Origin of the sequence: Mizugakiibacter sp. (assembly GCF_039680435.1) — a bacterium.
Taxonomy (GTDB): domain Bacteria; phylum Pseudomonadota; class Gammaproteobacteria; order Xanthomonadales; family Rhodanobacteraceae; genus Mizugakiibacter.
On the sequence record NZ_JBDKSX010000083.1, the window covers coordinates 1 to 23260 of the forward strand.

General features: G+C 70.4%; 25 protein-coding genes and 2 tRNA genes. 18 read left to right on the forward strand and 9 right to left on the reverse strand.

What is annotated here, in order from left to right; translation table 11 throughout:
- From pheS to pip, 6 genes are all read left to right on the forward strand, one after another.
- A partial coding sequence (gene pheS, locus ABFC67_RS08790; protein ID WP_346737627.1) for a phenylalanine--tRNA ligase subunit alpha occupies nucleotides 1-665 on the forward strand: 665 nt, incomplete at its 5' end.
- 16 nt (nucleotides 666-681) lie between these two features.
- Nucleotides 682-3063, forward strand: a complete 2382-nt coding sequence (pheT, locus tag ABFC67_RS08795) for a phenylalanine--tRNA ligase subunit beta (protein ID WP_346737628.1) — start codon at nucleotides 682-684, stop codon at nucleotides 3061-3063.
- Between the two features lies 1 nt (nucleotide 3064).
- Entirely contained in the window at nucleotides 3065-3364 is a 300-nt protein-coding gene (gene ihfA / locus ABFC67_RS08800; RefSeq protein ID WP_062537785.1) for an integration host factor subunit alpha, read from the forward strand.
- Nucleotides 3345-3701, forward strand: coding sequence for a MerR family transcriptional regulator (locus ABFC67_RS08805; RefSeq protein WP_346737629.1), 357 nt, complete (start codon nucleotides 3345-3347; stop codon nucleotides 3699-3701). The genes ihfA and ABFC67_RS08805 overlap by 20 nt, the downstream gene beginning before the upstream one ends.
- A gap of 53 nt (nucleotides 3702-3754) precedes the next feature.
- A tRNA-Pro gene (locus tag ABFC67_RS08810) sits at nucleotides 3755-3831 on the forward strand.
- A 67-nt stretch (nucleotides 3832-3898) separates the two neighbouring features.
- Nucleotides 3899-4858 (forward strand): prolyl aminopeptidase, encoded by a 960-nt coding sequence (pip, locus tag ABFC67_RS08815; protein ID WP_346737630.1) that lies wholly within the window; start codon nucleotides 3899-3901, stop codon nucleotides 4856-4858.
- Between the two features lie 120 nt (nucleotides 4859-4978).
- On the opposite strand, the gene ABFC67_RS08820 is transcribed toward pip, so the two are convergent.
- The gene (locus tag ABFC67_RS08820) at nucleotides 4979-6490 is read right to left on the reverse strand and encodes an aminotransferase class III-fold pyridoxal phosphate-dependent enzyme (RefSeq protein ID WP_346737631.1); all 1512 of its coding nucleotides are present in this window, start codon (nucleotides 6488-6490) and stop codon (nucleotides 4979-4981) included.
- Between the two features lie 329 nt (nucleotides 6491-6819).
- On the opposite strand from ABFC67_RS08820, the gene ABFC67_RS08825 reads away from it, so the two are divergent.
- The 7 genes from ABFC67_RS08825 to secF all read left to right on the forward strand — a co-directional run bounded on the left by ABFC67_RS08825 (nucleotide 6820) and on the right by secF (nucleotide 14519).
- Nucleotides 6820-8007: a sensor histidine kinase gene (locus tag ABFC67_RS08825; RefSeq protein WP_346737632.1), complete on the forward strand. Its 1188-nt coding sequence runs from the start codon at nucleotides 6820-6822 to the stop codon at nucleotides 8005-8007.
- Between the two features lie 55 nt (nucleotides 8008-8062).
- A complete protein-coding gene (locus ABFC67_RS08830) occupies nucleotides 8063-8665 on the forward strand; it encodes a response regulator transcription factor (RefSeq protein ID WP_346737633.1) in 603 nt (200 codons plus the stop codon).
- Nucleotides 8666-8752: 87 nt separating this feature from the next.
- On the forward strand, nucleotides 8753-9784 hold the full coding sequence (queA, locus tag ABFC67_RS08835; RefSeq protein ID WP_346737634.1) for a tRNA preQ1(34) S-adenosylmethionine ribosyltransferase-isomerase QueA: 1032 nt from the start codon (nucleotides 8753-8755) through the stop codon (nucleotides 9782-9784).
- Nucleotides 9785-9921: 137 nt separating this feature from the next.
- Nucleotides 9922-11052 (forward strand): tRNA guanosine(34) transglycosylase Tgt, encoded by a 1131-nt coding sequence (gene tgt / locus ABFC67_RS08840; RefSeq protein WP_346737635.1) that lies wholly within the window; start codon nucleotides 9922-9924, stop codon nucleotides 11050-11052.
- A gap of 151 nt (nucleotides 11053-11203) precedes the next feature.
- Nucleotides 11204-11539, forward strand: coding sequence for a preprotein translocase subunit YajC (gene yajC / locus ABFC67_RS08845; RefSeq protein ID WP_346737636.1), 336 nt, complete (start codon nucleotides 11204-11206; stop codon nucleotides 11537-11539).
- A 98-nt stretch (nucleotides 11540-11637) separates the two neighbouring features.
- On the forward strand, nucleotides 11638-13506 hold the full coding sequence (gene secD, locus ABFC67_RS08850; RefSeq protein ID WP_346737637.1) for a protein translocase subunit SecD: 1869 nt from the start codon (nucleotides 11638-11640) through the stop codon (nucleotides 13504-13506).
- Between the two features lie 74 nt (nucleotides 13507-13580).
- Nucleotides 13581-14519: a protein translocase subunit SecF gene (secF, locus tag ABFC67_RS08855; protein WP_346737638.1), complete on the forward strand. Its 939-nt coding sequence runs from the start codon at nucleotides 13581-13583 to the stop codon at nucleotides 14517-14519.
- 95 nt (nucleotides 14520-14614) lie between these two features.
- Here secF and ABFC67_RS08860 read toward each other — a convergent pair whose 3' ends face one another.
- On the reverse strand, nucleotides 14615-15418 hold the full coding sequence (locus tag ABFC67_RS08860) for an inositol monophosphatase family protein (RefSeq protein ID WP_346737639.1): 804 nt from the start codon (nucleotides 15416-15418) through the stop codon (nucleotides 14615-14617).
- Nucleotides 15419-15535: 117 nt separating this feature from the next.
- On the opposite strand from ABFC67_RS08860, the gene ABFC67_RS08865 reads away from it, so the two are divergent.
- Nucleotides 15536-16303 (forward strand): RNA methyltransferase, encoded by a 768-nt coding sequence (locus tag ABFC67_RS08865; protein ID WP_346737640.1) that lies wholly within the window; start codon nucleotides 15536-15538, stop codon nucleotides 16301-16303.
- 18 nt (nucleotides 16304-16321) lie between these two features.
- Here ABFC67_RS08865 and ABFC67_RS08870 read toward each other — a convergent pair whose 3' ends face one another.
- Nucleotides 16322-16924 carry an exopolysaccharide biosynthesis protein gene (locus tag ABFC67_RS08870; protein ID WP_346737641.1) on the reverse strand — a complete coding sequence of 201 codons (603 nt, stop codon included), beginning with the start codon at nucleotides 16922-16924 and terminating at the stop codon, nucleotides 16322-16324.
- An 80-nt stretch (nucleotides 16925-17004) separates the two neighbouring features.
- On the reverse strand, nucleotides 17005-18333 hold the full coding sequence (locus tag ABFC67_RS08875; RefSeq protein ID WP_346737642.1) for a hemolysin family protein: 1329 nt from the start codon (nucleotides 18331-18333) through the stop codon (nucleotides 17005-17007).
- 170 nt (nucleotides 18334-18503) lie between these two features.
- On the opposite strand from ABFC67_RS08875, the gene ABFC67_RS08880 reads away from it, so the two are divergent.
- A complete protein-coding gene (locus ABFC67_RS08880) occupies nucleotides 18504-19130 on the forward strand; it encodes a pit accessory protein (protein ID WP_346737643.1) in 627 nt (208 codons plus the stop codon).
- A gap of 10 nt (nucleotides 19131-19140) precedes the next feature.
- Nucleotides 19141-20271: an inorganic phosphate transporter gene (locus tag ABFC67_RS08885; protein WP_346737644.1), complete on the forward strand. Its 1131-nt coding sequence runs from the start codon at nucleotides 19141-19143 to the stop codon at nucleotides 20269-20271.
- 48 nt (nucleotides 20272-20319) lie between these two features.
- On the opposite strand, the gene ABFC67_RS08890 is transcribed toward ABFC67_RS08885, so the two are convergent.
- The gene (locus tag ABFC67_RS08890; RefSeq protein WP_346737645.1) at nucleotides 20320-21015 is read right to left on the reverse strand and encodes an SDR family NAD(P)-dependent oxidoreductase; all 696 of its coding nucleotides are present in this window, start codon (nucleotides 21013-21015) and stop codon (nucleotides 20320-20322) included.
- Between the two features lie 70 nt (nucleotides 21016-21085).
- Nucleotides 21086-21493 (reverse strand): hypothetical protein, encoded by a 408-nt coding sequence (locus tag ABFC67_RS08895; RefSeq protein ID WP_346737650.1) that lies wholly within the window; start codon nucleotides 21491-21493, stop codon nucleotides 21086-21088.
- Nucleotides 21494-21558: 65 nt separating this feature from the next.
- On the opposite strand from ABFC67_RS08895, the gene ABFC67_RS08900 reads away from it, so the two are divergent.
- Nucleotides 21559-21939 (forward strand): MGMT family protein, encoded by a 381-nt coding sequence (locus tag ABFC67_RS08900; protein ID WP_346737646.1) that lies wholly within the window; start codon nucleotides 21559-21561, stop codon nucleotides 21937-21939.
- Nucleotides 21940-21983: 44 nt separating this feature from the next.
- Here ABFC67_RS08900 and ABFC67_RS08905 read toward each other — a convergent pair.
- Nucleotides 21984-22059 (reverse strand) — tRNA-Phe (locus tag ABFC67_RS08905).
- Between the two features lie 168 nt (nucleotides 22060-22227).
- Between ABFC67_RS08905 and ABFC67_RS08910 the strand changes: the two genes are divergently transcribed.
- Nucleotides 22228-22647, forward strand: a complete 420-nt coding sequence (locus ABFC67_RS08910; protein WP_346737647.1) for a DUF6491 family protein — start codon at nucleotides 22228-22230, stop codon at nucleotides 22645-22647.
- A 30-nt stretch (nucleotides 22648-22677) separates the two neighbouring features.
- On the opposite strand, the gene ABFC67_RS08915 is transcribed toward ABFC67_RS08910, so the two are convergent.
- The gene (locus ABFC67_RS08915; RefSeq protein WP_346737648.1) at nucleotides 22678-22953 is read right to left on the reverse strand and encodes an oxidative damage protection protein; all 276 of its coding nucleotides are present in this window, start codon (nucleotides 22951-22953) and stop codon (nucleotides 22678-22680) included.
- Nucleotides 22953-23260, reverse strand: a 308-nt coding sequence (locus ABFC67_RS08920) for an NUDIX domain-containing protein (protein ID WP_346737649.1), incomplete at its 5' end; no start/stop codon positions are given. The genes ABFC67_RS08915 and ABFC67_RS08920, both read right to left, overlap by 1 nt.

Sequence of the window (23260 nt, forward strand, 5' to 3'; positions counted from 1 at the left end):
GCGCACTGGAGCGCATCGCGTCGATCTTCGCGCGGCTCGGCTACCAGCGCGCCGACGGTCCCGAGATCGAGGACGACTGGCACAACTTCGAGGCGCTGAACTTCCCGCCGCACCATCCGGCGCGGGCGATGCACGACACCTTCTACTTCGGCGACGGGCGCCTGCTGCGCACGCACACCTCGCCGGTGCAGGTGCGCGCGATGCAGGGCCGCCAGCCGCCGATCCGCATCATCGCGCCGGGCAAGGTCTACCGCAGCGACTCCGACCAGACGCACTCGCCGATGTTCCACCAGATCGAGGGCCTGCTGGTCGACGAGACCTCCAGCTTCGCCGACCTGAAGGGCACGCTGGCCGAATTCGTGCGCGCGTTCTTCGAGCGCGACTTCGAGATGCGCTTCCGCCCCAGCTACTTCCCGTTCACCGAGCCGTCCGCCGAGGTCGACATCCGCTGGGACGCCGCCGACGGCAGCGAACGCTGGCTGGAAGTGCTCGGCTGCGGCATGGTGCATCCGAAGGTGCTGGAGAACTGCGGCATCGACCCCGAGCGCTACACCGGCTTCGCGTTCGGCCTCGGCATCGAGCGCTTCGCCATGCTGCGCTACGGCGTCGACGACCTGCGCGCGTTCTTCGAGAACGACCTGCGCTTCCTGCGGCAGTTCGCCTAATGATGCGGGGTACGCCATGAAATTCAGCGAGAACTGGCTGCGCGAACTGGTCGGGATCCCGGCGGATCGCGCCACGCTGGTCGAGCGCCTGACCATGGCCGGCCTCGAGGTCGAGTCGGTGACGGCGCTCGGTGCCGGCCTGGACGGCGTGGTGGTCGCCGAGATCGTCGAGGCGCGGCCGCATCCCGATGCCGACCGCCTGCGTGTGTGCACGGTGCAGGCGGGGCAGGGTACGCCGCTGCAAATCGTCTGCGGCGCGCCGAACGCGCGGGCCGGTTTGAAGGCGCCGCTGGCGACGATCGGCGCCAGCCTGCCGAACGGCATCGCCATCAAGGCCGCGAAACTGCGCGGTGTGGAATCGCAGGGCATGCTGTGCTCGGCCAGGGAGCTCGGCCTCGACGCCGACGCGTCCGGGCTGCTGGAGCTTCCCGCCGACGCGCCGGTCGGCACGCCGCTGGCGCGGTACCTCGGCCTGCCGGACGCCAGCATCGAGCTGAAGCTGACGCCGAACCGGCCGGATTGCCTCGGCATGGTCGGGCTGGCCTACGACGTCGCCGCGCAGTTCGGCAGCGCGGCGCGGCCGCCGCAGGTCGAGGTGGCGCCGGTCGCCGGCAGCGCGCGGCGTGGCATCCGGCTCGAGGCCGGCGCGGACTGCCCGCGCTATCTCGGTCGCATGATCGCCGGCATCGATCCGGCCGCGGCGACGCCGCTGTGGCTGGCCGAGCGCCTGCGGCGCGCCGGGCTGCGGCCGCTTGGCGCGGTGGTCGACGTGACCAACTACGTGATGCTGGAACTCGGCCAGCCGCTGCACGCCTTCGACGACGACAGGCTGGACGGCGACATCGTCGTGCGCCGTGCGCGCGCCGGCGAAACGCTGACCCTGCTCGACGGCAGCGAGGCGAAGCTGGACGACGGCTTCCTGCTGATCGCGGATGCGACGCAGCCGCTGGCGCTGGCCGGGGTGATGGGCGGCATGGATTCACGCGTCACCGCGGGTACCCGCAACGTGTTCCTGGAGAGCGCGCACTTCGCGCCGCCGGCGATCATGGGGCGCGCGCGCCGGCTCGGCCTGAGCAGCGATGCCGCGCACCGCTTCGAGCGCGGCGTCGATCCCGAGCTGCCGCGCCTCGCGCTGGAGCGCGCGACCACGCTGCTGCTGGCGATCGCAGGCGGCAGCGCGGGGCCGGTCTGCGCCGCCGAACGCGCGCAGGATCTGCCCACGCGCACGGCGGTGCCGTTGCGTCGCGCGCGGCTGGCGCGCGTGCTCGGCGTCGAGGTGGCGGATGCCGACGTGGCGCGCATGCTGGCCGCGCTGGGCATGGCCGTGGAAGCCACGGGTGACGGCTGGCGGGTGACGCCGCCGAGCCGCCGCTTCGACATCGAGCGCGAGGAAGACCTGATCGAGGAAGTCGCGCGCATTCACGGCTATGCGCGCATTCCGACCCACGTACCGGCCGGCGCGTTCGCGCTGGCGCCCGAATCCGAGTCCCGGCTGCCGGATGCGGCCCTGCGTGAACAGCTAGCCGCGCGCGGCTACCAGGAGGCGATCTGCTACGCCTTCGTCGGCGCCGACCTGCTGAAGGCCTGGCAATTGGACGCCGGCGCGGTCGCGCTGGCCAACCCGCTATCGGCCGATCTCGCGGTCATGCGCACCTCGCTGCTGCCCGGCCTGGCCCAGGCCCTGGCGGCCAACCGCAACCGCCAGCAGGCGCGGGTGCGGCTGTTTGAAGTGGGTCGCAGTTTTCACGCCGGTGGCGGAGCACCGTTGGAAACGGCGCGGGTCGCTGCGGTGGCCTGCGGGGAGGCGGCGGCCGAGCAATGGGGGGAGCCGGCGCGCGCCACGGATTTCTTCGATCTCAAGGGGGATTTGCAGTCGCTGTGCGCGTTGGGCGGAGCGCCGCAGGCATGGCGTTTCGACGGCGAAGACCTGCCGGCCTGGCTGCATCCGGGCCGCGGCGCGCGCCTGCTGCGCGACGGCCGGCCGGTGGGCTTCCTCGGGGCGCTGCATCCGCGGCTCGCCAGGGCGCTGGATCTGGGCGCGGACGCCTATGTGTTCGAGGTGGAGCTGGACGCGCTGGCGCAGCGCCGGGTGCCGCGCGCGGAGGCGGTTTCGCGCTATCCGACGGTGCGGCGCGACATTGCCGTGGAACTGGCGGAGGAGGTCGCCTGGGGTGCCCTCGAGGCGACCGTGCGTGCGGCTCTGGGCGAGGCCCTGGCGGACCTTTTCGTGTTCGATCGCTACAGCGGGCCTGGTTTGGGTGATGGACGAAAGAGTGTCGCTATGGGCTTGATTTTGCAGGATCGTTCCCGCACGCTTACGGACGAAGACGCGGACCGCCATGTGGCTCGGGCGATCGTCGCGCTGGAACGCGATTGCGGGGCGAAGTTGCGAGGCTGACATGGCGCTGACCAAGGCGGAAATGGCTGAACGTCTGTTCGTGGACGTCGGCCTCAACAAGCGCGAGGCCAAGGAGTTCGTCGACGCGTTCTTCGAGGTCGTGCGCGAAGCGCTGGAACGGGGGGAGCAGGTCAAACTGTCGGGTTTCGGCAACTTCGACCTGCGCCAGAAGAATCAGCGTCCCGGCCGTAACCCCAAGACGGGCGAGGAGATCCCGATCTCCGCCCGCCGCGTGGTGACGTTCAGGCCGGGACAGAAATTGAAGGTGCGGGTCGAGGCCTATGCTGGATCAGGGGAGTAACAGCGAGCTGCCGGCGATCCCGGCCAAGCGCTACTTCACCATCGGCGAAGTCAGCGAGCTGTGCGGGGTGAAGCCGCACGTGCTGCGCTACTGGGAGCAGGAGTTCCCGGCGCTGAAACCGGTGAAGCGGCGCGGCAACCGGCGCTACTACCAGCGCCACGACGTGCTGATGATCCGGCAGATCCGCTCGCTGCTGTACGAACAGGGCTTCACCATCACCGGTGCGCGCCAGCGCCTGGAAGGCTCGCAGGCGCGCGTCGAGGCCAGCATCTCCCACCAGATCGTGCGCCAGGTGCGCATGGAGCTGGAGGAAGTTCTGCAGATCCTGCGCCGTTGAGCTTCAAGCAGCCGCCGCAAAGCTGCTAGACTTGCCGTTCCGCAAGCCGCCGTCGGGGCGTAGCGCAGCCTGGTAGCGCACCACAATGGGGTTGTGGGGGTCGCGAGTTCGAATCTCGCCGCCCCGACCAGTTGCGGCTTGTCGTTCTTCCCGCTCCGGCGCCCACGTGGCGCCGGATGCGTTTCCGGAACCCGCCCATGACCGCCGAGCGACGCGCGCTGTACCCCGAGGTCGAGCCGTACGACAGCGGCTTCCTCAAGGTTTCGGACCTGCATACGCTCTACTACGAACAGTGCGGCAACCCCGCCGGCAAGCCGGTGGTGTTCCTGCACGGCGGGCCGGGCGGCGGCGTCAACGCGAAGTGCCGGCGCTTCTTCGATCCGGCGGCCTACCGCATCGTGCTGTTCGACCAGCGCGGCTGCGGCCGCTCCACGCCGCACGCCGAGCTGGCCGACAACACCACCTGGCATCTGGTCGCCGACATCGAGCGCCTGCGCGAGCACCTCGGCATCGCGCGCTGGCAGGTATTCGGCGGCTCGTGGGGCTCGACGCTGGCGCTGGCCTACGCGGAAACCCACCCCGAGCGCGTCGCCGAGCTGGTGCTGCGCGGCATCTTCATGCTGCGCCGCTGGGAACTCGAATGGTTCTACCAGCGCGGTTGCGATGCGACGTTTCCGGACGCGTGGGAGCGCTACCTCGCGCCGATCCCGCCGGCCGAGCGCGGCGACCTGATGGGCGCCTACCACCGCCGCCTGACCCACGCCGATGCGGCGGTGCGGCTGGAGGCGGCGCGCGCATGGTCGATGTGGGAAGGCGCCACCAGCTTCCTGCTGCAGGATCCCGGCTACATCGAGGCCAGCGGCGAGGACGAGTTCGCGCTGGCCTTCGCGCGCATCGAATGCCACTACTTCGTGCACGGCGGCTTCTTCGCAGAGGACGGCCAGTTGCTGCGCGACGTGCACCGGCTGCGCGGCATTCCCGCGGTGATCGTGCAGGGCCGCTACGATGTCGTGTGCCCGCCGCGCAGCGCGTGGGATCTGCACCGCGCCTGGCCGGAGGCCGAGCTGAACATCGTGCCGGATGCCGGCCATTCCGCGTTCGAGCCCGGCATCACGCACGCGCTGATCGAGGCCACCGACCGCTTCCGCACAGCCTGAACGCCGCATGCGGGCGGCGCGTGCGGACTGGCGCCGTCGGCGCGCATCCGGCGTCGGACGCGAATGTGCGAAACGACGCCGGGACCGGTCGGGCCGCGACCGGTCCCGGTCGCCGCAGGCTCAGGCCGCGGCCGCCTTGGGCGGTGCGCCGGCGCTCTTGCGCGGGCCGTGCAGCAGGGCCTGGCGGACGTGCTCGACGATCAGGTCGACCTCTTCGCCGCCGATGCCGAAGTGCGGGGTGAATCGCAGCGAGTTGGCGCCGCCGTGGATCACGCCGATGCCGCGTTCGCGCATGTACTCCTCGATGCTGTCCGCGCCGAAGCACTTGAACTCGGGCGCCAGTTCGCAGGAGAACAGCAGGCCGGTGCCCTGCACCTTGGTGATCAGGCCGCCCAGCTCGTCCTTCAGCTTGCCGAGCTTGTCGACGAATTCGCGGCCGCGCGCGCGGATGTTGGCGCGCACCTCGGGGGTCAGCATGCCCAGCGTCGCGCAGGCCACTTCCAGCGCGCGCGGATTGGTGGTCATGGTGTTGCCGTAGATGCCCTTGCGGTACAGCGCCGCGGTACGCGCGGTGACCGCCAGCACCGACAGCGGGTATTGGCCCGCGTTCAGCGCCTTGGAGTAGGTTTCCATGTCCGGCGCCTCCAGGCCCTCGAAGCCCGGATAGTCGACGATCGACAGCACGCCGTGGGCGCGCAGGCCGGCCTGGATCGAGTCCACCAGCAGCAGGGTGCCGTGCGCCAAGGTCAGCTCGCGCGCGGCCTGGTAGAACTCGGGGGTGACGGCGCGGCCCGGGTCGCCTTCGCCCATCACCGGCTCGAGGAACATCGCCTCGATGAACCAGCCCTGCCTGTCGGCTTCCGCAAACGCGGCGCGCAGCTGCTCGACGCTGTAGGGCTCGACCGTGATCAGCGTGTCCTCGTGGCGGAAGCTGGCGAGGTGCTGCTGGTAGGTCTTGCGCGAGGAGTCGGAGTAGAGCGCCGGGCGCTCGGTGCGGCCGTGGAAGGCACCCTTGACCGCCAGGCGCTTGATCGTGCGCCCGGCGTGGCGCGCGCCGGGCTCGGTCATGAGCTTGGCGTTGACGTCGGCGAAGCGGCCGGCCAGGGTCACCGATTCCGAGCCGGAGTTCAGGCACAGGAACTGCACGTAGGGGCAGGCGCCGCGGGTGTGGCCGAGCTCGCGGCGCAGCGCCTCGGTGAAGCGCAGTTGCACGAGGTTCGGCGTCATCACGTTGGCCATCGGCACCGGCCTGGCCATGGCGTCCAGCACCGGCCGCGGGGTGTGGCCGAAGCCGAGCATGCCGTAGCCGCCGTTGTCGTGGATCACCGCGCCTTTCAGGGTGACGATCCAGGGGCCGCGTGCGGCCAGCGCCACGTACGGGTTGACCGCATCGTCGGGGTAGAAATTGACGAACCCGGCCTGCGCGCGCTGGATCTGGGCGTTCTCGTCGAGCGCGAGGAAATCGGCCATCGACGCGCGCAGTTCGCGGTGCAGCGCATGGGCTTCGGCGATGGCCTCGACCAGCGAGGCGTCGCGCGCGGCGATGCGCTCGATGCTGGCGTCGTCCAGACCCGCGGTGCGGATACGGCCGCCGCACGCGCGCATTTCGTTCAGCTTGTCGATCGGGCCCATCGCTTCCTCCTCTCGCCGCTTGGCGCCGCATGTGCAGTGCCGAAGCCGCGTAAGTTGTTATGAACAAAGAAAAATATGTTCCAGCATAGCACAGGGGCCGGGGCGGCGGTACCCCGCGTGACGGCTGTCACCGGCGCGCGGTGATGCCAGCGACTGCATCCGGCGTCGCGCGTGGACGAGCATGGTGGCGCCCCGGGAAGACGACGGCCCCGCACGCGCCGGCGGGTCGGCCGCGTCGATGATGCGGGTTGCCCGGCGGGTCCTGGCCGTGGCCAGGGACGGCGTGACGCGCCGGTATCATGCGGGCGCACCGTGGTGGAGGCAGTGGGATGCTCTTCGAGGCGGCACCCGATTCGGTGATCGGCCGCGCCTGCGCCAGCGGGCGCGATCCGCGCCTGTCGCGCTGGATCCCGGCGGTGATGCTGGTGTGGACGTTCTGGATCTTCGCCACGCCGCTGTTCTACGCGGACGACCGTGCCTGGCTGCTGCCGACGCTGGCTTCGTTCCCGGTATTTCTGTGGCTGTACGTCCGCGCCTACTACCGCAGCGTCGCGGAGATCCACTGGAACGCCTACGGCATCGCCGCGCTCGGCTTCATCCTCACGCCGGTCAATGCCGGCGGCCAGGGCTACGTGGTCTACGCCTGCGCGTTCCTGGCCTTTACCGGACGCACGCCGCGGGTGGCGGCGCGCCACATGCTCGCGCTGCTGGCGCTGTACGCGCTGGAGTGCGGCTGGTTGGGCACGCACTGGATCTACGTCGCCAGTTCGGTGTTGATCGGCTTCGCGATCGGCCTGATGAACGTGATGTTCCGCCGCAACCAGCAGCAGAACGCCGAGCTGCGCCTGTCGCACGAGGAGGTGCGCCGGCTGGCGGCGATGGCCGAGCGCGAGCGCATCGGCCGCGACCTGCACGACCTGCTCGGGCACACGCTGTCGCTGGTCGCGCTGAAGTCGGAGCTGGCCGGCAAGCTGTTCGAGCGCGACCCGGCCGCGGCGCGGCAGGAAGTGCGCGAGGTCGAACGGGTCGCGCGCGACGCGCTGGCGCAGGTGCGCCGCGCGGTGACCGGCATCCGCGCGGCCTGCCTGGCCGCAGAACTCGCCTCGGCGCGCCTGCTGCTGGAGTCCGCGGACGTCCGGCTGGATTACCGCGACGAGGAGATCGCGCTGCCCGCCGAGGTCGAGACCTGCCTGGCGCTGGTGCTGCGCGAGGCGATCACCAACGCGCATCGCCATGCCGACGCGCGCAGCGTCGAAGTGACGGTGGCGCGCGACGGCGGCGCGGTGGCGATGCGCATCCGCGACGACGGCCGCGGCGGGATCGACGCCAAGGGCAACGGCCTGTGCGGCATGGCCGAGCGCCTCAGTGTGCTGGGCGGTTCGCTGCTGATCGGCTCGCCGCCGGGCAGGGGCACCACCCTGGATGTGCGCGTGCCGCTGCCGGCGCCCGCGTCGGAGTCCGCGCAGCCGCGGCCCGCGCCCCGGGCTGCGGGCGCCGCGCCGCAGGCGGCGCATTGAGACGGCCGCGGCGACGCCGTAAGGTGCCGCATCTCCTGTGCAGGAACCGTAGGCGATGATCCGCGTGCTGCTCGCCGAGGACCAGGCCATGGTGCGCGGCGCGCTGTCGGCGCTGCTTGGGCTCGAATCCGACATCGAGGTGGTCGGCGCCGCCGCCGACGGCGAAGCCGCCTGGCGCGAGCTGCAGCGCCTCGCGCCGGACGTGCTGGTCACCGACATCGAGATGCCCGGCCTGACCGGGCTGGAGCTGGCGCAGCGCGTACGGCGCCACGAGCTGCCGATCAAGGTGGTGATCGTCACCACCTTCGCGCGGCCCGGCTTTCTGCGCCGCGCGCTCGATGCCGGCGTGTCCGGCTACCTGCTCAAGGACGCGCCGGCCGAGCAGCTGGCCGAGGCGCTGCGCCGCGTGCACCGCGGCGGTCGCGCGATCGACCCGCAGCTCGCGCTGGAGGCCTGGTCCGACGCCGATCCGCTGAACGACCGCGAGCGCCAGGTGCTGCGCCTCGCCGGCGAAGGCCTGCCGGCCAGCGAAATCGCCGGACGCCTCGGCCTCTCGCACGGCACGGTGCGCAATTATCTGTCCGAGGCGATCGGCAAACTCGGCGCCGGCAACCGCATCGAGGCCTACCGCATCGCGCGGCAGAAGGGCTGGCTGTAAGAGGAAGGGGCAAGCCCGGGGTGAGCGGGCCGCGGGCCGCGTGTACGCTATCCCGCCTCCCGTCTGCCGTCTGCCGTCTGCCGTCCCGTGAAAAAATCCGATTTCCACTACGACCTGCCGCCCGCGCTGATCGCGCAGGCGCCGCTGGCGGAGCGTTCCGCCAGCCGCCTGCTGGTGCTTGACGCGGCCGCGCGCGCCTGGCAGGACCGCGCGATGCGCGAGCTGCCGCAACTGCTGCGCCCCGGCGACCTGCTGGTGTTCAACGACACCCGTGTGCTGCCGGCGCGGCTGTTCGGGCGCAAGCAAAGCGGCGGCGCGGTCGAGATCCTGATCGAGCGCATCACCGGCACGCACGAGGCGCGCGCGCAACTCGGCGTCAGCAAGAAGCCGAAGCCGGGCGGGCGCATCCTGCTCGACGACGGCGGTGTCGTCAGCGTGCTCGGCCGCGACGGCGAGTTCTTCCTGCTGCGCTTCGAGGGCGAGGAGCCGGTCGAGCGGCTGCTGCTGCGGCTCGGGCGCATGCCGCTGCCGCCGTACATCGCGCGCGAGGCGGAGGCCGCCGACGCCGAGCGCTACCAGACCGTGTTCGCGCGCGAGCTCGGCGCGGTCGCCGCGCCGACCGCCGGGCTGCACTTCGATGCGGCGCTGCTGGACGCGCTGCGCGCGCGCGGCGTCGAGTTCGGCTACGTCACGCTGCACGTCGGCGCCGGCACCTTCCAGCCGGTGCGCGCCGAGCGCATCGAAGACCATGTGATGCACCGCGAGTGGCTGAACGTCGGCGCCGAGCTGGTGGAGAAGATCCGCCGCACGCGCGAACGCGGCGGACGCGTGGTCGCGGTCGGCACCACCGTGGTGCGCGCACTGGAAAGCGCCAGTCGCGGCGGCCGGCTCGCGCCGTTCGCGGGCGAGACGCGCATCTTCATCTTCCCCGGCTACCGCATCGGCAGCGTCGACGGCCTGATCACCAACTTCCACCTGCCCGAATCCACGCTGCTGATGCTGGTGTCGGCGCTGGCCGGGCGCGAGCTGATCCTCGACGCCTACCGGCATGCGGTCGAGCAGCGCTATCGCTTCTTCTCGTACGGCGACGAGATGCTGATCTGGCCGGCGGGGGGGTAAGCGGGGAGTAGGGAGTGGGGAGTGGGGAGTGGTGCGCCGAGACAGTTAATACCCGTCGTCCCGGCTTGCGCCGGGATGACGTGGCTTAGAATTCCTGCGCCCCACTCCCTACTCCCATCTCCCATCTCCCGCCCCCAATGCAATTCGACCTCCTCGCCACCGACGGCGCCGCCCGCCGCGGCCGCCTGACCTTCCAGCGCGGCACGATCGAGACGCCGGCGTTCATGCCGGTCGGCACCTACGGCTCGGTCAAGGCGATGACGCCGCGCGACCTGCGCGAGGTCGGCGCCGAGATCATCCTCGGCAACACCTTCCACCTGTGGCTGCGGCCCGGCCTGGACGTGATCGGCGAGTTCGCCGGGCTGCACCGCTTCATCGGCTGGGACGGGCCGATCCTGACCGACTCCGGCGGCTTCCAGGTATTCAGCCTGGCGCACAAGCGCAAGATCACCGAGGAAGGCGTCGCCTTCGCCTCGCCGGTCGACGGCGCGCGCGTGTTCCTGTCGCCGGAGGAGTCGATGCGCATCCAGCGCGCGCTCGACTCCGACATCGCGATGATCTTCGACGAGTGCACGACCTACCTGATCGACGGCGCGCCGGCCACCGAGGCGCAGGCGCGCGCGTCGATGGAGCTGTCGCTGCGCTGGGCCGAGCGCTCGCGCCTCGCGTTCGACGATCTGGGCAACCCCAATGCGCTGTTCGGCATCGTGCAGGGCGGCGTGCACGAGGCGCTGCGCCGGCACTCGGCGGAAGGTCTGCGTGCGATCGGCTTCGACGGCTACGCGGTCGGCGGCCTCGCCGTCGGCGAGCCGGAAGAGGCGCGCAACCGCACGCTGGACGCCACCGTGCCGCTGCTGCCGGCGGACCGGCCGCGCTACCTGATGGGCGTGGGCCGGCCGCAGGACATCGTCGAGGCGGTGCGCCGCGGCATCGACATGTTCGACTGCGTGATGCCGACCCGCAACGCGCGCAACGGCTTCCTGTTCACCCGCCGCGGCACGCTGCGCATCCGCAACGCGAAATACGAGCGCGACGTCCGCCCGATCGAGGAGGGCTGCGCCTGCTACGCCTGCCGCTCCGGCTTCTCGCGCGCGTATCTCCGCCACCTCGATCGCTGCAACGAGATCCTCGGTGCGCAGCTCGCCACCATCCACAACCTGCACCACTACCAGCGGCTGATGGCCGACCTGCGCGCGGCGATCGCCGCCGGGACGCTGGAGGATTTCGCCGCCGCCTTCCATGCGGAGCTGGCCGCCGGCGCCGGCTGAGGACGCCCGGCGCGGGAACCGCGCGCGCGGGCGGCGGTCCTGGATGGGACGGCCCGGCCGATGCATGGGGCCGCGGTGCATGGCATAATCCCCGATCTTTTGGGAAGCGGCCCGAATTCCTCAGGCCGCACCGCAACTTGCGAGTGACGACATGGGCTTCTTCATTTCCGACGCTTACGCACAGGCCGCCGGTGGCGCCGCCGGCGCGGCGAATCCGCTGGTTTCGTTCCTGCCGCTGATCGTCCTGTTCGGCATCTTTTATTTCATGCTGATCCGGCCGCAGATGAAGCGCGCCAAGGAGCACCGCACGATGGTCGCGGCGCTGGCCAAGGGCGACGAGGTGGTTACCAGCGGCGGCATCGCCGGCCGCGTGGAGGAGCTTGGCGACGCGTTCGTGACCGTCGAGATCGCGCCCGGCGTCAAGGTGAAGCTGCAGAAACAGGCGATCACGCAGGTGCTGCCCAAGGGCACCCTGAAGTCCTCCTGAGCGGCAGGCCTGGGGAACGGCGCTTTTATTGAATGGTGCGGCCAGGAATGGCCGCTTCTTGATTCTCGCGACCATGGACGATCGCAAAGGACTCAGAGATGACTGACTTTCCCCGCTGGAAGTACGCGCTGGTTGCGGTCGCGTTGCTGCTGGGCGTGCTGTATGCGCTGCCCAACCTGTATCCGCAGCAGCCGGCGGTGCAGATTTCCGCCAATCGCGGCGCCACCGTGGACCAGGCGCTGAAGGACAGGGTGCAGGGCACCCTGCAAAAGGACGGCATCGCCTTCCAGTCGGCCGAACTCGGCGCCGACCGCCTGCTGGTGCGCTTCGCCAACACCGAAGTGCAATTGCACGCGTCGGACGCGTTGAAGCAGGCGCTGGGCGACCAGTACGTGGTCGCGCTGAACCTGGCCTCGACCGTGCCGTCGTGGCTGCGCGCGATCGGCGCCAACGCCATGCCGCTCGGCCTCGACCTGCAGGGCGGCGTGCACTTCCTGATGGAGGTCGACCAGAAGGCGGTGCTGGACAAGCAGCAGCAGCGCTACGTCGACGACATCCGCGCGCTGCTGCGCGACAAGGGCATCCGCTACCTTTCGGTCGAGCGCGGCGGGCAGGGCGTGGTCGCGGCGCTGCGCTCGAGCGCGGACCGCGAGCAGGCGGCGACCCTGATCCTGCGCGAGATGCCGGATCTCGTCGTCGACAACGGCGCGGTGGCCAACGACGCCTACGTGCTGAACGCGGCGCTGAAGCCGGACAAGCTGCGCGAGATCGCGCAGAACATCATCAAGCAGAACCTCGGCACCCTGCGCAACCGCGTCAACGCGCTGGGCGTGTCCGAGCCGATCATCCAGCAGCAGGGCGACAGCCGCATCGTGGTCGAGCTGGCCGGCGTGCAGGACACCGCCGAGGCCAAGAAGATCCTCGGCGCGACCGCCACGCTGGAATACCGCGCCGGCCTCGCCGGCCCGGGCGATCCGCGCACCACCGACGCGGTCAAGAACGGCAACGTGCCGCCGGAGGCGCGCCTGTACAACGGCCGCAACGGCGAGCCCTACCTGCTCAGCAAGAAGGTGATCGTCACCGGCGACGAGCTGGCCGACGCCGCCTCCGGCTTCGACCAGCAGACCGGTTCGCCGAAGGTCGACGTCACCCTGAACGCCATCGGCGCCAAGAAGATGCTCGACTTCACCACCGACAACGTCGGCAAGCCGATGGCGGTGGTGTTCATCGAGCGCACGCCGGAAACCAAGATCGTCGACGGCAAGGAAGTGCGCACCACCAAGATCACCGAGCAGGTGATCTCCTACGCCACGGTGCAGGGCGTGTTCGGCAAGCAGTTCCAGACCACCGGCCTGGCCAGCCCGAAGGAAGCCTCCGAGCTGGCGCTGCTGCTGAAGGCCGGCTCGCTGGCCGCGCCGATGGATATCGTCGAGGAGCGCGTGATCGGCCCCAGCCTCGGCCAGGACAACATCAGGAAGGGCGAGCAGTCGGTGCTGCTCGGCCTCGGCGCGGTGCTGATCGCCGCGGCGATCTACTACCACCTGTTCGGCCTGGTCGCCGACATCGCGCTGTTCTTCAACCTGGTGCTGCTGCTGGCGGTGATGTCGATGATCGGCGTCACGCTGACCATGCCCGGCATCGCCGGCATCGTGCTGACGCTGGGCATGGCGATCGACGCCAACGTGCTGATCTGCGAGCGCGTGCGCGAGGAATTGCGCAACGGCTCGACGCCGCTGGCGTCGATACGCGCCGGCTACGACAAGGCCTGGGCGACCATTCTCGACGCCAACGTCACCCACCTGATCGCCGCGTTCGGCCTGATGACGATGGGCTCCGGCCCGATCAAGGGCTTCGGCGTGACGCTGTTCATCGGCATCCTGACCTCGATGTTCACTTCGGTCACGGTCACCCACGCGATCACTGCGCTGATCCACGGCGGCCGCAAGCTGAAGACGCTTTGGGTCTGAGGGTTTTTATTGAACAGCGCGGCCATGGATGGCCGCTTTTCCCCGGAAATGGGCTTCCGTAAAGAGAACCCGGCATGGAAATCTTCAACCCCAACAGCAACATCAACTTCCTCGGCTGGCGCCGCGTCAGCGTCACCATCTCGGCGATCCTGATGATCGCCTCGCTCGCGCTGATCTTCACCCGCGGCCTGAACTACGGCCTCGATTTCACCGGCGGCGTGGTGGTCGAGGTCGAGTACGCGCAGCCGGTCGATGTCGCCATCGTGCGCCAGGCGCTGGCCGCCGGCGGCTTCGAGCACGCGGTGGTGCAGAGCCTGGGCGGCACCCGCCAGCTGGCGATCCGCCTGCAGCCGAAGAGCGACCAGAAGAACGCCGACAAGGTCGCCACCGACGTGGTCGCCGCGCTGAAGGCGGAGCGCGCCGACGTGAAGCTGCAGCGCCACGACTTCGTCGGCCCGCAAGTCGGCGAGGAACTGCGCACCGGCGGCGTGATCGCGGTGATCTTCGTGATCATCGGCATCATGATCTACCTCGGCCTGCGTTTCGAGAAGCGCTTCGCGCTGGCCGCGCTGGCCAGCGAGGTGCACGACACCCTGCTCACCGTCGGCGTGTTCGCGCTGGTGCAGCGCGAGTTCGACCTGACCGTGCTGGCCTCGGTGCTGGCGGTGGTCGGCTACTCGATCAACGACAAGGTAGTGGTGTTCGACCGCGTGCGCGAGCTGTTCCGCCTGTCGCGCAAGGCCGAACCGGAGCAGATCCTCAACCGCGCGATCAACTCCACGCTGTCGCGCACGATCATCACCTCGCTGTTCACCGGCATCACCATGGGCGCGCTGTACTTCTTCGGCGGCCCGGTGGTGCACGGCTTCGCGATCACCATGCTGATCGGCATCGTGATCGGCACGCTGTCGTCGATCTTCTTCGCCAACCCGATCCTGCTGTGGCTGGGCGTGTCGAAGAAGGACCTGATGCCGGTGACGAAGGAGAACCCGGAGCTGGCGCGCCGGCCCTGAGTGGCGCGAATCACCGTCCCGCACATGCAAACGGCCCGGAGCGATCCGGGCCGTTTTGCCTGGCGGGCATGGCGGTGGTGGCGCGACCAGGCCCGCTAGGCTTTCAGCAGCTCCGGCGGCGACTGCGCCTCGATCGTTGCCTGCATCGCCTGCACGACCTTGATGTTGCCGGCGATGATGTTGCCGCTGGCCGGGATGCCGTCGCGGCCGGCGAAGTCGCAATAGCGGCCGCCCGCCTCGCGCACCAGCAGGCAGCCGGCGGCCAGGTCCCACGGCTTCAGGCCGATCTCGAAGTAGCCGTCGAGGCGGTTGGCGGCGACGTAGGCGAGGTCCAGCGCGGCCGAGCCGGTGCGGCGGATGTCCTCGGCTTCCTGCAGCAGCGCGCGGGTCATGCCGAGCTGGGCGTCGAGGTGGCGGCGCTGGCGGAACGGGAAGCCGGTGGCGAGCAGCGCCCCGCCCAGGCCCTCGCGCGTGCCGATGCGCAGGCGACGATCGTTGAGGAAGGCGCCGTCGCCCTTGCTGGCGGTGAACAGCTCGCCGCGCAGCGGGTCGTAGATCACGCCGTACACCGGCTCGCCGCGGTCGAGCATGCCGATCGAGACGCAGAAGTGCGGCAGCCCGCGCAGGTAGTTGTGGGTGCCGTCGAGCGGGTCGATCACCCAGGTGAGCTTGCCGCTGCCGGTCGCGCCGGATTCCTCGGCGAGGATGGCGTGGCCGGGATAGGCGCGCTTCAGCTCGCGTATGATCTCGGCTTCGGCGAGCCGGTCCACCTCGCTGGCGAAGTCCATGCGCTGCTTCTCCACGACCGTCAGGCTCTCGAGGCGGTTCATGTAACGCAGGATCACGCTGCCTGCGGCGCGCGCAGCGCGTACCGCGACGTTGACGGCGGGTCTTGGCATGGCTTCGGTGGGCGGCTGGGAAAGAACAAATCGCGCGGCGGATGCCGTGCGGCGGCGCGCAAGCTTAGCAGAACGGCGTGGGGCGGCCAAACCCGCGGCGCTACAAGGAAAAAGATCGTGGCGACATCCGAGGCGCCTGTGCGCATCCGTTTCGTGCTGGTCCGCACCTCGCACCCGGGCAACATCGGCGCGGCGGCGCGGGCAATCCGCACCATGGGCTTCGCGCGGCTGGTGCTGGTCGCGCCCAAGCGCTATCCCGACCCCGAGGTGCAGGCGCTCGCCGCCGGCGCCGACGACGTGCTGGAGCGGATCGCCCTGGCGCCCGATCTGGTCGCCGCGGTCGCCGACTGTCGCCTGGTGCTGGGGCTGAGTGCGCGCCGGCGCGGCGTCGCGTTGCCGGAGTACGCGCCGCGCGCGGCCGCGGTCGAGGCGCAGGCGGCCGCGGCGCGCGGCGACGAGGTCGCGCTGGTATTCGGCAACGAGCGCACCGGGCTGGAGAACGACGAGCTGAAACGTTGCCACGCGATGGTGCGCATTCCCAGCGTCGACGATTTCGGCTCGCTCAACCTCGCCCAGGCGGTGCAGGTGATGGCCTACGAGCTGCGCCTGGCCGGGCTGGAAGTGCCGCCCGCGCCGCCGCGGCCGCGCGATCCGCCGGCGACGGCGGCGGAGATGGAGGCGTTCTTCGGCCACCTCGCCGTGACCCTCGACGACATCGACTTCCACAAGGGCCGCTCGCCGCGCACGATCCTGCAGCGCCTGCGCAAGCTGTTCATGCGCGCGCAGCCGGACAGCCGCGAGCTGCGCGTGCTGCGCGGTATCCTTTCCGATGCGCAGCGCATGGCGCGGCGGGCGCACGCCGCCGGCGAGCCGCCGCCCGGATGACCCCGCACAGGCGGTCGGCTACAGGAGATGCCCGAGCAGCCTGAGGATGTTGCCGCTGAGCAGCGCCGCGCTGACGATCAGCGCGATCGAGGCGGCCCAGATGCCCAGCAGCAGGGCGCCATCGCGCTCCGTCAGCACGATGCCGAAGGCCAGCAGCAGCGAGCCGAACAGGTAGTTGGTGAACGGGATCGGCAGCGCCAGCAGCATGCCGAGCAGCACCAGCAGCAGCCCCGAGAACAGCGTGGCGGGGCGCTGCGTCAGCGCTTCGAGGCGCGGCTGGCAGATCCGTTCGATGCGCCGCATCACCGGCGCGATGCGTTCGAGGAAGCGCAGCACCGAGGTGCGCGCGAACCGCTTGCGCAGCAGCCACGCGGGCAGCCATGGCCGCTCCAGGCCGACCAGCATCTGCACGCCGGCGAACGCCACCAGCGCGCCCATCACGCCGCCGATGCCGATCGGCACGGGGATGAAGTTCGGGATCGCCAACAGCAGCAGCAAGAAGCCGAACGCGCGTGCGCGCAGCGGTTCGAGCAGGGCATCGAAGCCGATCGTGTCCTCGGGATGGGCGGCGACGGTCTCGACGAGCAGTTCGGTGGTGCGACGGTCGGCGGGAGACATCATGCGGCCCCCATCATGCGCGATCGGCTTGAACGCGATCTGACCGGTCGCGGCGGTTGCGCCGGGAAGGCCTTGACGCGCGCTCAATCGTCGCGCTGGATCTCGATTTCGGGCGGCGCCGGCACCACCAGCACCTTGTCGATGCGCGCGCCGTCGAGGTCGACCACCTCGAAGCGGACGCCGCGCCAGGCGAACGCCTCGCCGACCTGCGGGATGCGCCCGAACTGCGCCATCACCATGCCGGCGACGGTGCGGAAGTCGTGGTCTTCCTCGTTCGGCAACTGTTCCAGCAGCAGCAGCTCGCGCAGGTCGTCGGTCGGCAGGGCGCCGTCGACCAGATAGCTGCCGTCGTCGCGGCGCACGATCGGCGCGTCCTCGGGCGCCTCGCCCTCGGCCGGAGCCGACTTGCCGACCACCGCGGCGAGCAGGTCGTTCAGCGTGACCAGGCCCTCGATCTCGCCGTACTCGTCGACCACCAGCGCCAGCGGCGTCTCGGCGTCGCGGAATTCCTCGAGCAGGTCCAGCGCGCGTGCGGTCGCCGGCACGTACAGCGGTTTGGCCAGGGTGCGGAACAGGTCCAGCTCGCGCTCGCCGCGCGCGATCGCTTCCAGCAGGCTCTTCACTTCCAGCACGCCGAGGATCTCGCTCTCGTTGCCGCGGTAGACCGGGTAGCGGGAGTAGGGCGTGTCGCGCAGCACTTCCAGGTTCTCGGCCAGCGGCGCCGCCGCGTCCAGCCAGGCGACGCGCGGGCGCGGCGTCATCACGCTGTCGACGGTGCGGTCGCCGAGGCGCAGCACGCGGCTGACCATGTTGCGCTCGTCCATGTCGATCACGCCCTGCTCGGCGCCCTCGGCGATCAGCAGGCGGATCTCTTCCTCGGTGACTTCGCCGCGGCCGCTGCGGCCGAGGCGCAGCAGGCGCAGCAGCAGCCCGCTGGCGCGGTTCAGCACCCATACGAACGGCGCGGACAGCCGCGACAGCACCAGCATCGGCACGCCCACCGCCACGGCGATGCGCTCCGGCGCCACCAGCGCGGCGCGCTTGGGCACCAGTTCGCCGACCACGATGTTGATGAAGGTGATCAGGGTGAAGCCGATCAGCAGGCCGGCCGCGGTGGCATACGGCAGCAGCCAGGCGCCGCCGTGCAGGGCGAGCCAGTCGGCCAGCCGATGGCCGATCGAGGCACCGGTGGCGGCGCCCGTGATCAAGGTGATCAGGGTGATGCCGACCTGCACGGTGGACAGGAAGCGCTCCGGCGATTCGGCCAAGGCCAGCGCAACCTTCGCGCGCCGGCTGTGCTGCGCCATCTGCTTCAGCCGGCTCTTGCGCGCCGCCACCATCGCGATCTCGGACAGCGCGAAAAAGGCGTTCAGCAGGGCCAGCAGGAACACCAGGCCGAATTCGATCAGCATCGCGGGGAGGTTCGCAGCGGGCATCCCGGTCAGTGTAGCAAGCCTCCGTACGGCACCGCTGCCGGGGCGGCGGCGCGTCCGGCCGAAGCGCTCGTGTAACATACGCGCAATTTTTGCCGCGCCCGTCGGGCGTCGGCGGCATTCCCATCTTCGTCGAGAGGCCGCACGCAATGTTTTCGCTGCAGACCATGTTCGGAAAAGGCGACAAGTTCTACGGCCTGCTCGAGGCCAGCGCCGACGCCGCGCGGCAAAGCGCGGCCGCGCTGGTCGCACAGGTCGGGCGCAAGGCCAGCGCGTCGCTGGAGGATTTCAGCCTGGCGCGCAGGCGCGAGAAGGACCTGGCCGCGCAGATCAGCGAGGAACTGGTCAACAGCTTCGTCACCGCGCTCGACCGCGAGGACATCGAGGCGCTGTCCTCGGCGCTGTACAAGATCCCGAAGACCGTGGAGAAGTTCGCCGAGCGCTACGCGATCGTCGGCGAGCGCCTGCAGGGCATCGACTTCCTGCCGCGCGCCGAGTTGCTGCTCAAGGCGGCCGAGGTGGTCGTGCAGATGGTCGGCCAGTTGCGCGACGGCCTGCGCATCGACCGCATGAAGAAGCTGCAGGACCAGCTGCAGGCGATCGAGTCGGAAGCCGATCGCCTGCTGCTGGAGCCCTATCGCAACCTCTACGCCACCGCTACCGATCCGATGCGGGCCATGCTGGCCAAGGATCTCTTCGAGCTGCTGGAGAAGGCGGTCGATCGTTGCCGCGACGTCGGCAACGTGGTCTACGCCACCGTGCTGAAGCACTCCTGAGGCCGCTGCCGTGAGCCTGACACTGGTCGTGGCGGTCGTCCTGATCGCCCTGGTCTTCAGCTACATCAACGGTTTCCACGACACCGCCAACTCGATCGCGACGGTGGTCGCGACCAAGGTGCTGAGCCCCGGCCAGGCGGTGCTGCTGGCGGCGATCACCAACCTGCTGGGGGCGCTGTGGGGCACCGCGGTGGCCAAGACCATCGCCTCGGGGCTGATCGATGCCGGCGTGGTCGACGTCGGCGCGTGGCTGCTGATCTGCGCGCTGCTCGGCGCCTCGATCTGGAACCTGATCACCTGGTGGTGGGGCCTGCCGTCCAGTTCCAGCCACGCCCTGATCGGCGCACTGTGCGGCGCGGCGGTGGCGGCCTCCGGCGACAACTTCGGCTCGATCATCTGGGCGCAGGGCGGCGCGCACTGGTGGGAGGGCAAAGGCGTGATCCCCAAGGTGGTGGTGCCGATGGTGGTGTCGCCGCTGATGGGCTTCGTGCTCGGCTTCCTGCTGATGGGGCTGCTGTTCGCGTTGATCGCCTGGCTCGGCAACCGTCGCGGCAGGCTGCGGCGGCTCGGCCGCACGCCGTTCGTCAATGCGTTCTTCGGCAAGGCGCAGATCGTGTCGGCCAGCGCGATGGGCCTGTCGCACGGCATGAACGACGCGCAGAAGACCATGGGCATCATCGCGCTGGCGCTGGCCGGCGCCACCGCGGCGGGCCAGCTCGACAGCCTGCCGCACTGGATGGACTTCCTGCGCGTTCCCGAAGACGCCAGCGGCGGCTTCCCGGTGCCGGTGTGGGTGAAGGTGCTGTGCGCGCTGGTGATGGCGGCGGGTACCGCCGGCGGCGGCTGGCGCATCATCAAGACGCTCGGCCACAAGATGGTCAAGCTGCATCCGATCAACGGCTTCGCCGCGGAAGGCAGCTCGGCGGCGGTGATCATTGCCGCCTCGCTGTTCGGTATCCCGGTATCGACCACGCACAACGTGTCGGCGGCGATCATGGGCGTCGGCGCGGCCAAGCGCTTCAGCGCGATCCGCTGGACCGTGGTCGAGCGCATGGTCTGGGCATGGATCCTGACCCTGCCGATCACCGCGCTGCTCGCCTACGCGCTGGTGCGCCTGACGCAGGCGCTGCTCGGCGTCTGACCGCGCGCGCCGGTCGCCACGGCGGCCGGCGCCGGCGCGCGGCCCGCCCTACACGGCAGGCGGGTAGACCCTGGCCTCGTCGATGCGGCCGCGCCGGCTGCGCGTGGCGAGGTGCAGCATGGTGGCCGCCAGCTCGGCCGGGTCGATCCAGCGCTGCGGATCGGCGTCGGGCATCGCGGCGCGGTTGCCGGGCGTGTCCACGGCCGCCATCGGGTAGATGATCGCGACCTCGACGCCGTGCGGCGCCACTTCCGCGCGCACCGATTTCAGCCACGTCACCAGCGCCGCCTTCGACGCCGCGTAGGCGCCGACCCGCGCGCCGCCGTCGATGGCCGCCGCCGCGCCGACGCCCAGCACGAAGCCGCGGCCGCGCTGCTGCATGTGCGGCAGCACGGCGCGGGTGGCGTTGAAGGCGGTGCGCAGGTTGATGTCGAGCTGCGCTTCCAGCGCTGCGGGCGCGGTTTCGGCGGCGGCGCCCATGGCGAAGCCGCCGGCGATGTTGAGCAGCGCGTCCACCGCGCCCAGGCGTTCGATCGCCTGCGCGATGGCGGCGCGCGCCTGGGCATCGTCGGCCAGGTTCGCCCGCACGGTGAGGTGGCGCGGCCGGTCGCGCTCCAGGCGCTGCCGCTCGGCATCGCTGTAGGCGATCAGCGCCAGGCGCCAGCCGGCGGCCTCGAAGGCGTCGATCGCGCTGGAGGCGATGGCGCCGCCGGCGCCGGTGACGATCGCTGTGAGCTGGGACATGCGCTTCCTCCGCAGAATCAGCGTGCGAGTATCCCATACGCCGCCGGCCGCGTACCGGCGCTTCGGCCGCTCAGAACGCGTCGGCCTCGCTCGATATCGCCTGCTCGAGCTGGTCGCCGAGCGGGCCGATCTCGCCGATCAGCTGTTCCAGCTCGCGCTCGCTGAGCAGTTCGTAGGGACGGTTCTCGCACAGGTGCAGGTAGGGCGAGCCGTCCAGGTCGTTGACCGCGAGGTAGCCGACCCGCTGCTCCCAGTTGAATTGCAGGCAGCGTCGCGCGTCGGTGCCGGTGAGCGGGCCGATCGGCGTCGAGATGCGCAGGAACTTGCGCCCGCCCTCGTCCTCCAGCTCGGTGAGGTAGATGCCCTGATGACGCCGATTGCGCGTCAACTTCAGGTCGAAGCTGATCAGGTAGGGATCGTTGGTGTGCAGCGGATAGCGCCCGCTGACGTGCGCTCGGATCTGCTCGAAGCTCTGCATCGCGCATCTCCCGTCGGTGACGGCGATGCCAATGGTACCCTGCATGCGAGTATGGCCGCACCCGCATGAAGCCCGAACACGACCGCATCCTGCAGGCGATCGCCGCGATCCCGCGCGGCCGCGTGGCCAGCTACGGCGCGATCGCCGCGCGCGCCGGCCTGCCGCGCCGCGCGCGCCTGGTCGGCCGCGTGCTGCGCGAAACCCCCGACGGCCTCGATCTGCCCTGGCACCGCGTGCTGCGCGCCGACGGGCGCGTCGCCTTCCCGCCCGGCAGCCGCGGCTTCCGCGAGCAGTGCCGGCGCCTGCGCGCCGAAGGCGTCGAGGTGCGCGCCGGCCGCGTGGCGCTGGCGAGCTTCGGGCTCGACCCCGATCTCGATCGCGCGCTGTGGGGATTCGCGCGACAGGCGGGGGCGGGACGCGCAAACGGCAACGCAACGGCGCGTTGAACCACGCGTCACGCCGATGCGACGTTCGGATTCGCGGAGGGGAATGGTGGCCAGGGACGGAATCGAACCGCCGACACGGGGATTTTCAGTCCCCTGCTCTACCAACTGAGCTACCTGGCCACGGGTGCGGGGCGGCCGTGCGGGCCGGCACCGTGACTGCGGGAGCCGCGTATTAAATCGGCTTGCTCCGGGCGCGTCAAGCGCGCGGCGGCGCTACGCTTGCAGCCCTGCGCTGCCGGCGCGACGGTCGGCGGCGCCAGGCCGTCAAGACGGAAAAGGAGGTGGACCATGAAATCGCCGCATCGCACCGTACTCGCGTTGGCTGCCGCGCTGGCCGTCGCCGCCGTGGCGCAGGCGGACACCCTCGAACGGCAGATGGAGAACCTCGCGCGTTTCGAGAAGCACGCGGGCGCGCCGATCGACTCCTTCTTCTATCCGCGCCTCTACCAGTGGCAGGCGCTCGGCAAAGAGGCGGTGGCCGTGTGGAGCGGTGTCAACAAGGTGTACCTGCTGAAGGTCGCCAAGCCGTGCATCAATCTGGACTGGGCCAAGACCATCGGCGTGACCGCGTCGGGCGGCACGGTGAAGACGCGCTTCGACTACGTGACCTTCGACCACCAGCGCTGCCAGATCGCCTCGATCCAGCCGGTCGACTACGCCGCGGTGCGCGCCGAGATGTCGACGCAGAAGGCGGAGAAGGATCGCTAGCCGGGCGTTGCGGCAGGCGGGGCGTCGCGCTCAGCGGTCTTCCGGCGCGACGTAGCCGGGCGGCTTCTCGTTGCTGCCCTCGAACAGGAATTTCTGCATCTCCTCCTCGAGCATGGCGCGCGCCTTCGGATCGAGCGGGCTCAGCCGGTACTCGTTGATCAGCATGGTCTGGTGCGCCAGCCACAGGCCCCAGGCTTCCCTGGACACTTCCGCATACACGCGCTTGCCCAGCTCGCCGGGGTAGGGTGCGAAGTCCAGCCCCACGGCTTCGCGCTTGAGGCGGGCGCAGTGGACCATGCGTGGCATCAGGCGTACTCCTCGAGGTTGTCCAGCAGGCGGCGCACCGGCGCGGGCAGGCCGAGCGCGGCCGCTTCGGCGCGTGCGCACCAGCGCAACTGCGCATTATCCGCGATCGCCGCGTGCGGCGACACGTCGCGCCAGGCCAGCGGTTGCGCGTGCAGGCGGAAGTGGGTGAAGGCGTGGACGATCGCCGGCAGCGGCCGTGCAGCGGCGTCCAGGCGGGCATAGCGTGCGGCCAGCCGCGTCGCGGCGTCGGCATCGTCGGCCTGCGGCAGGCTCCACAGCCCGGCCCATACGCCCTGCGGCGGGCGAC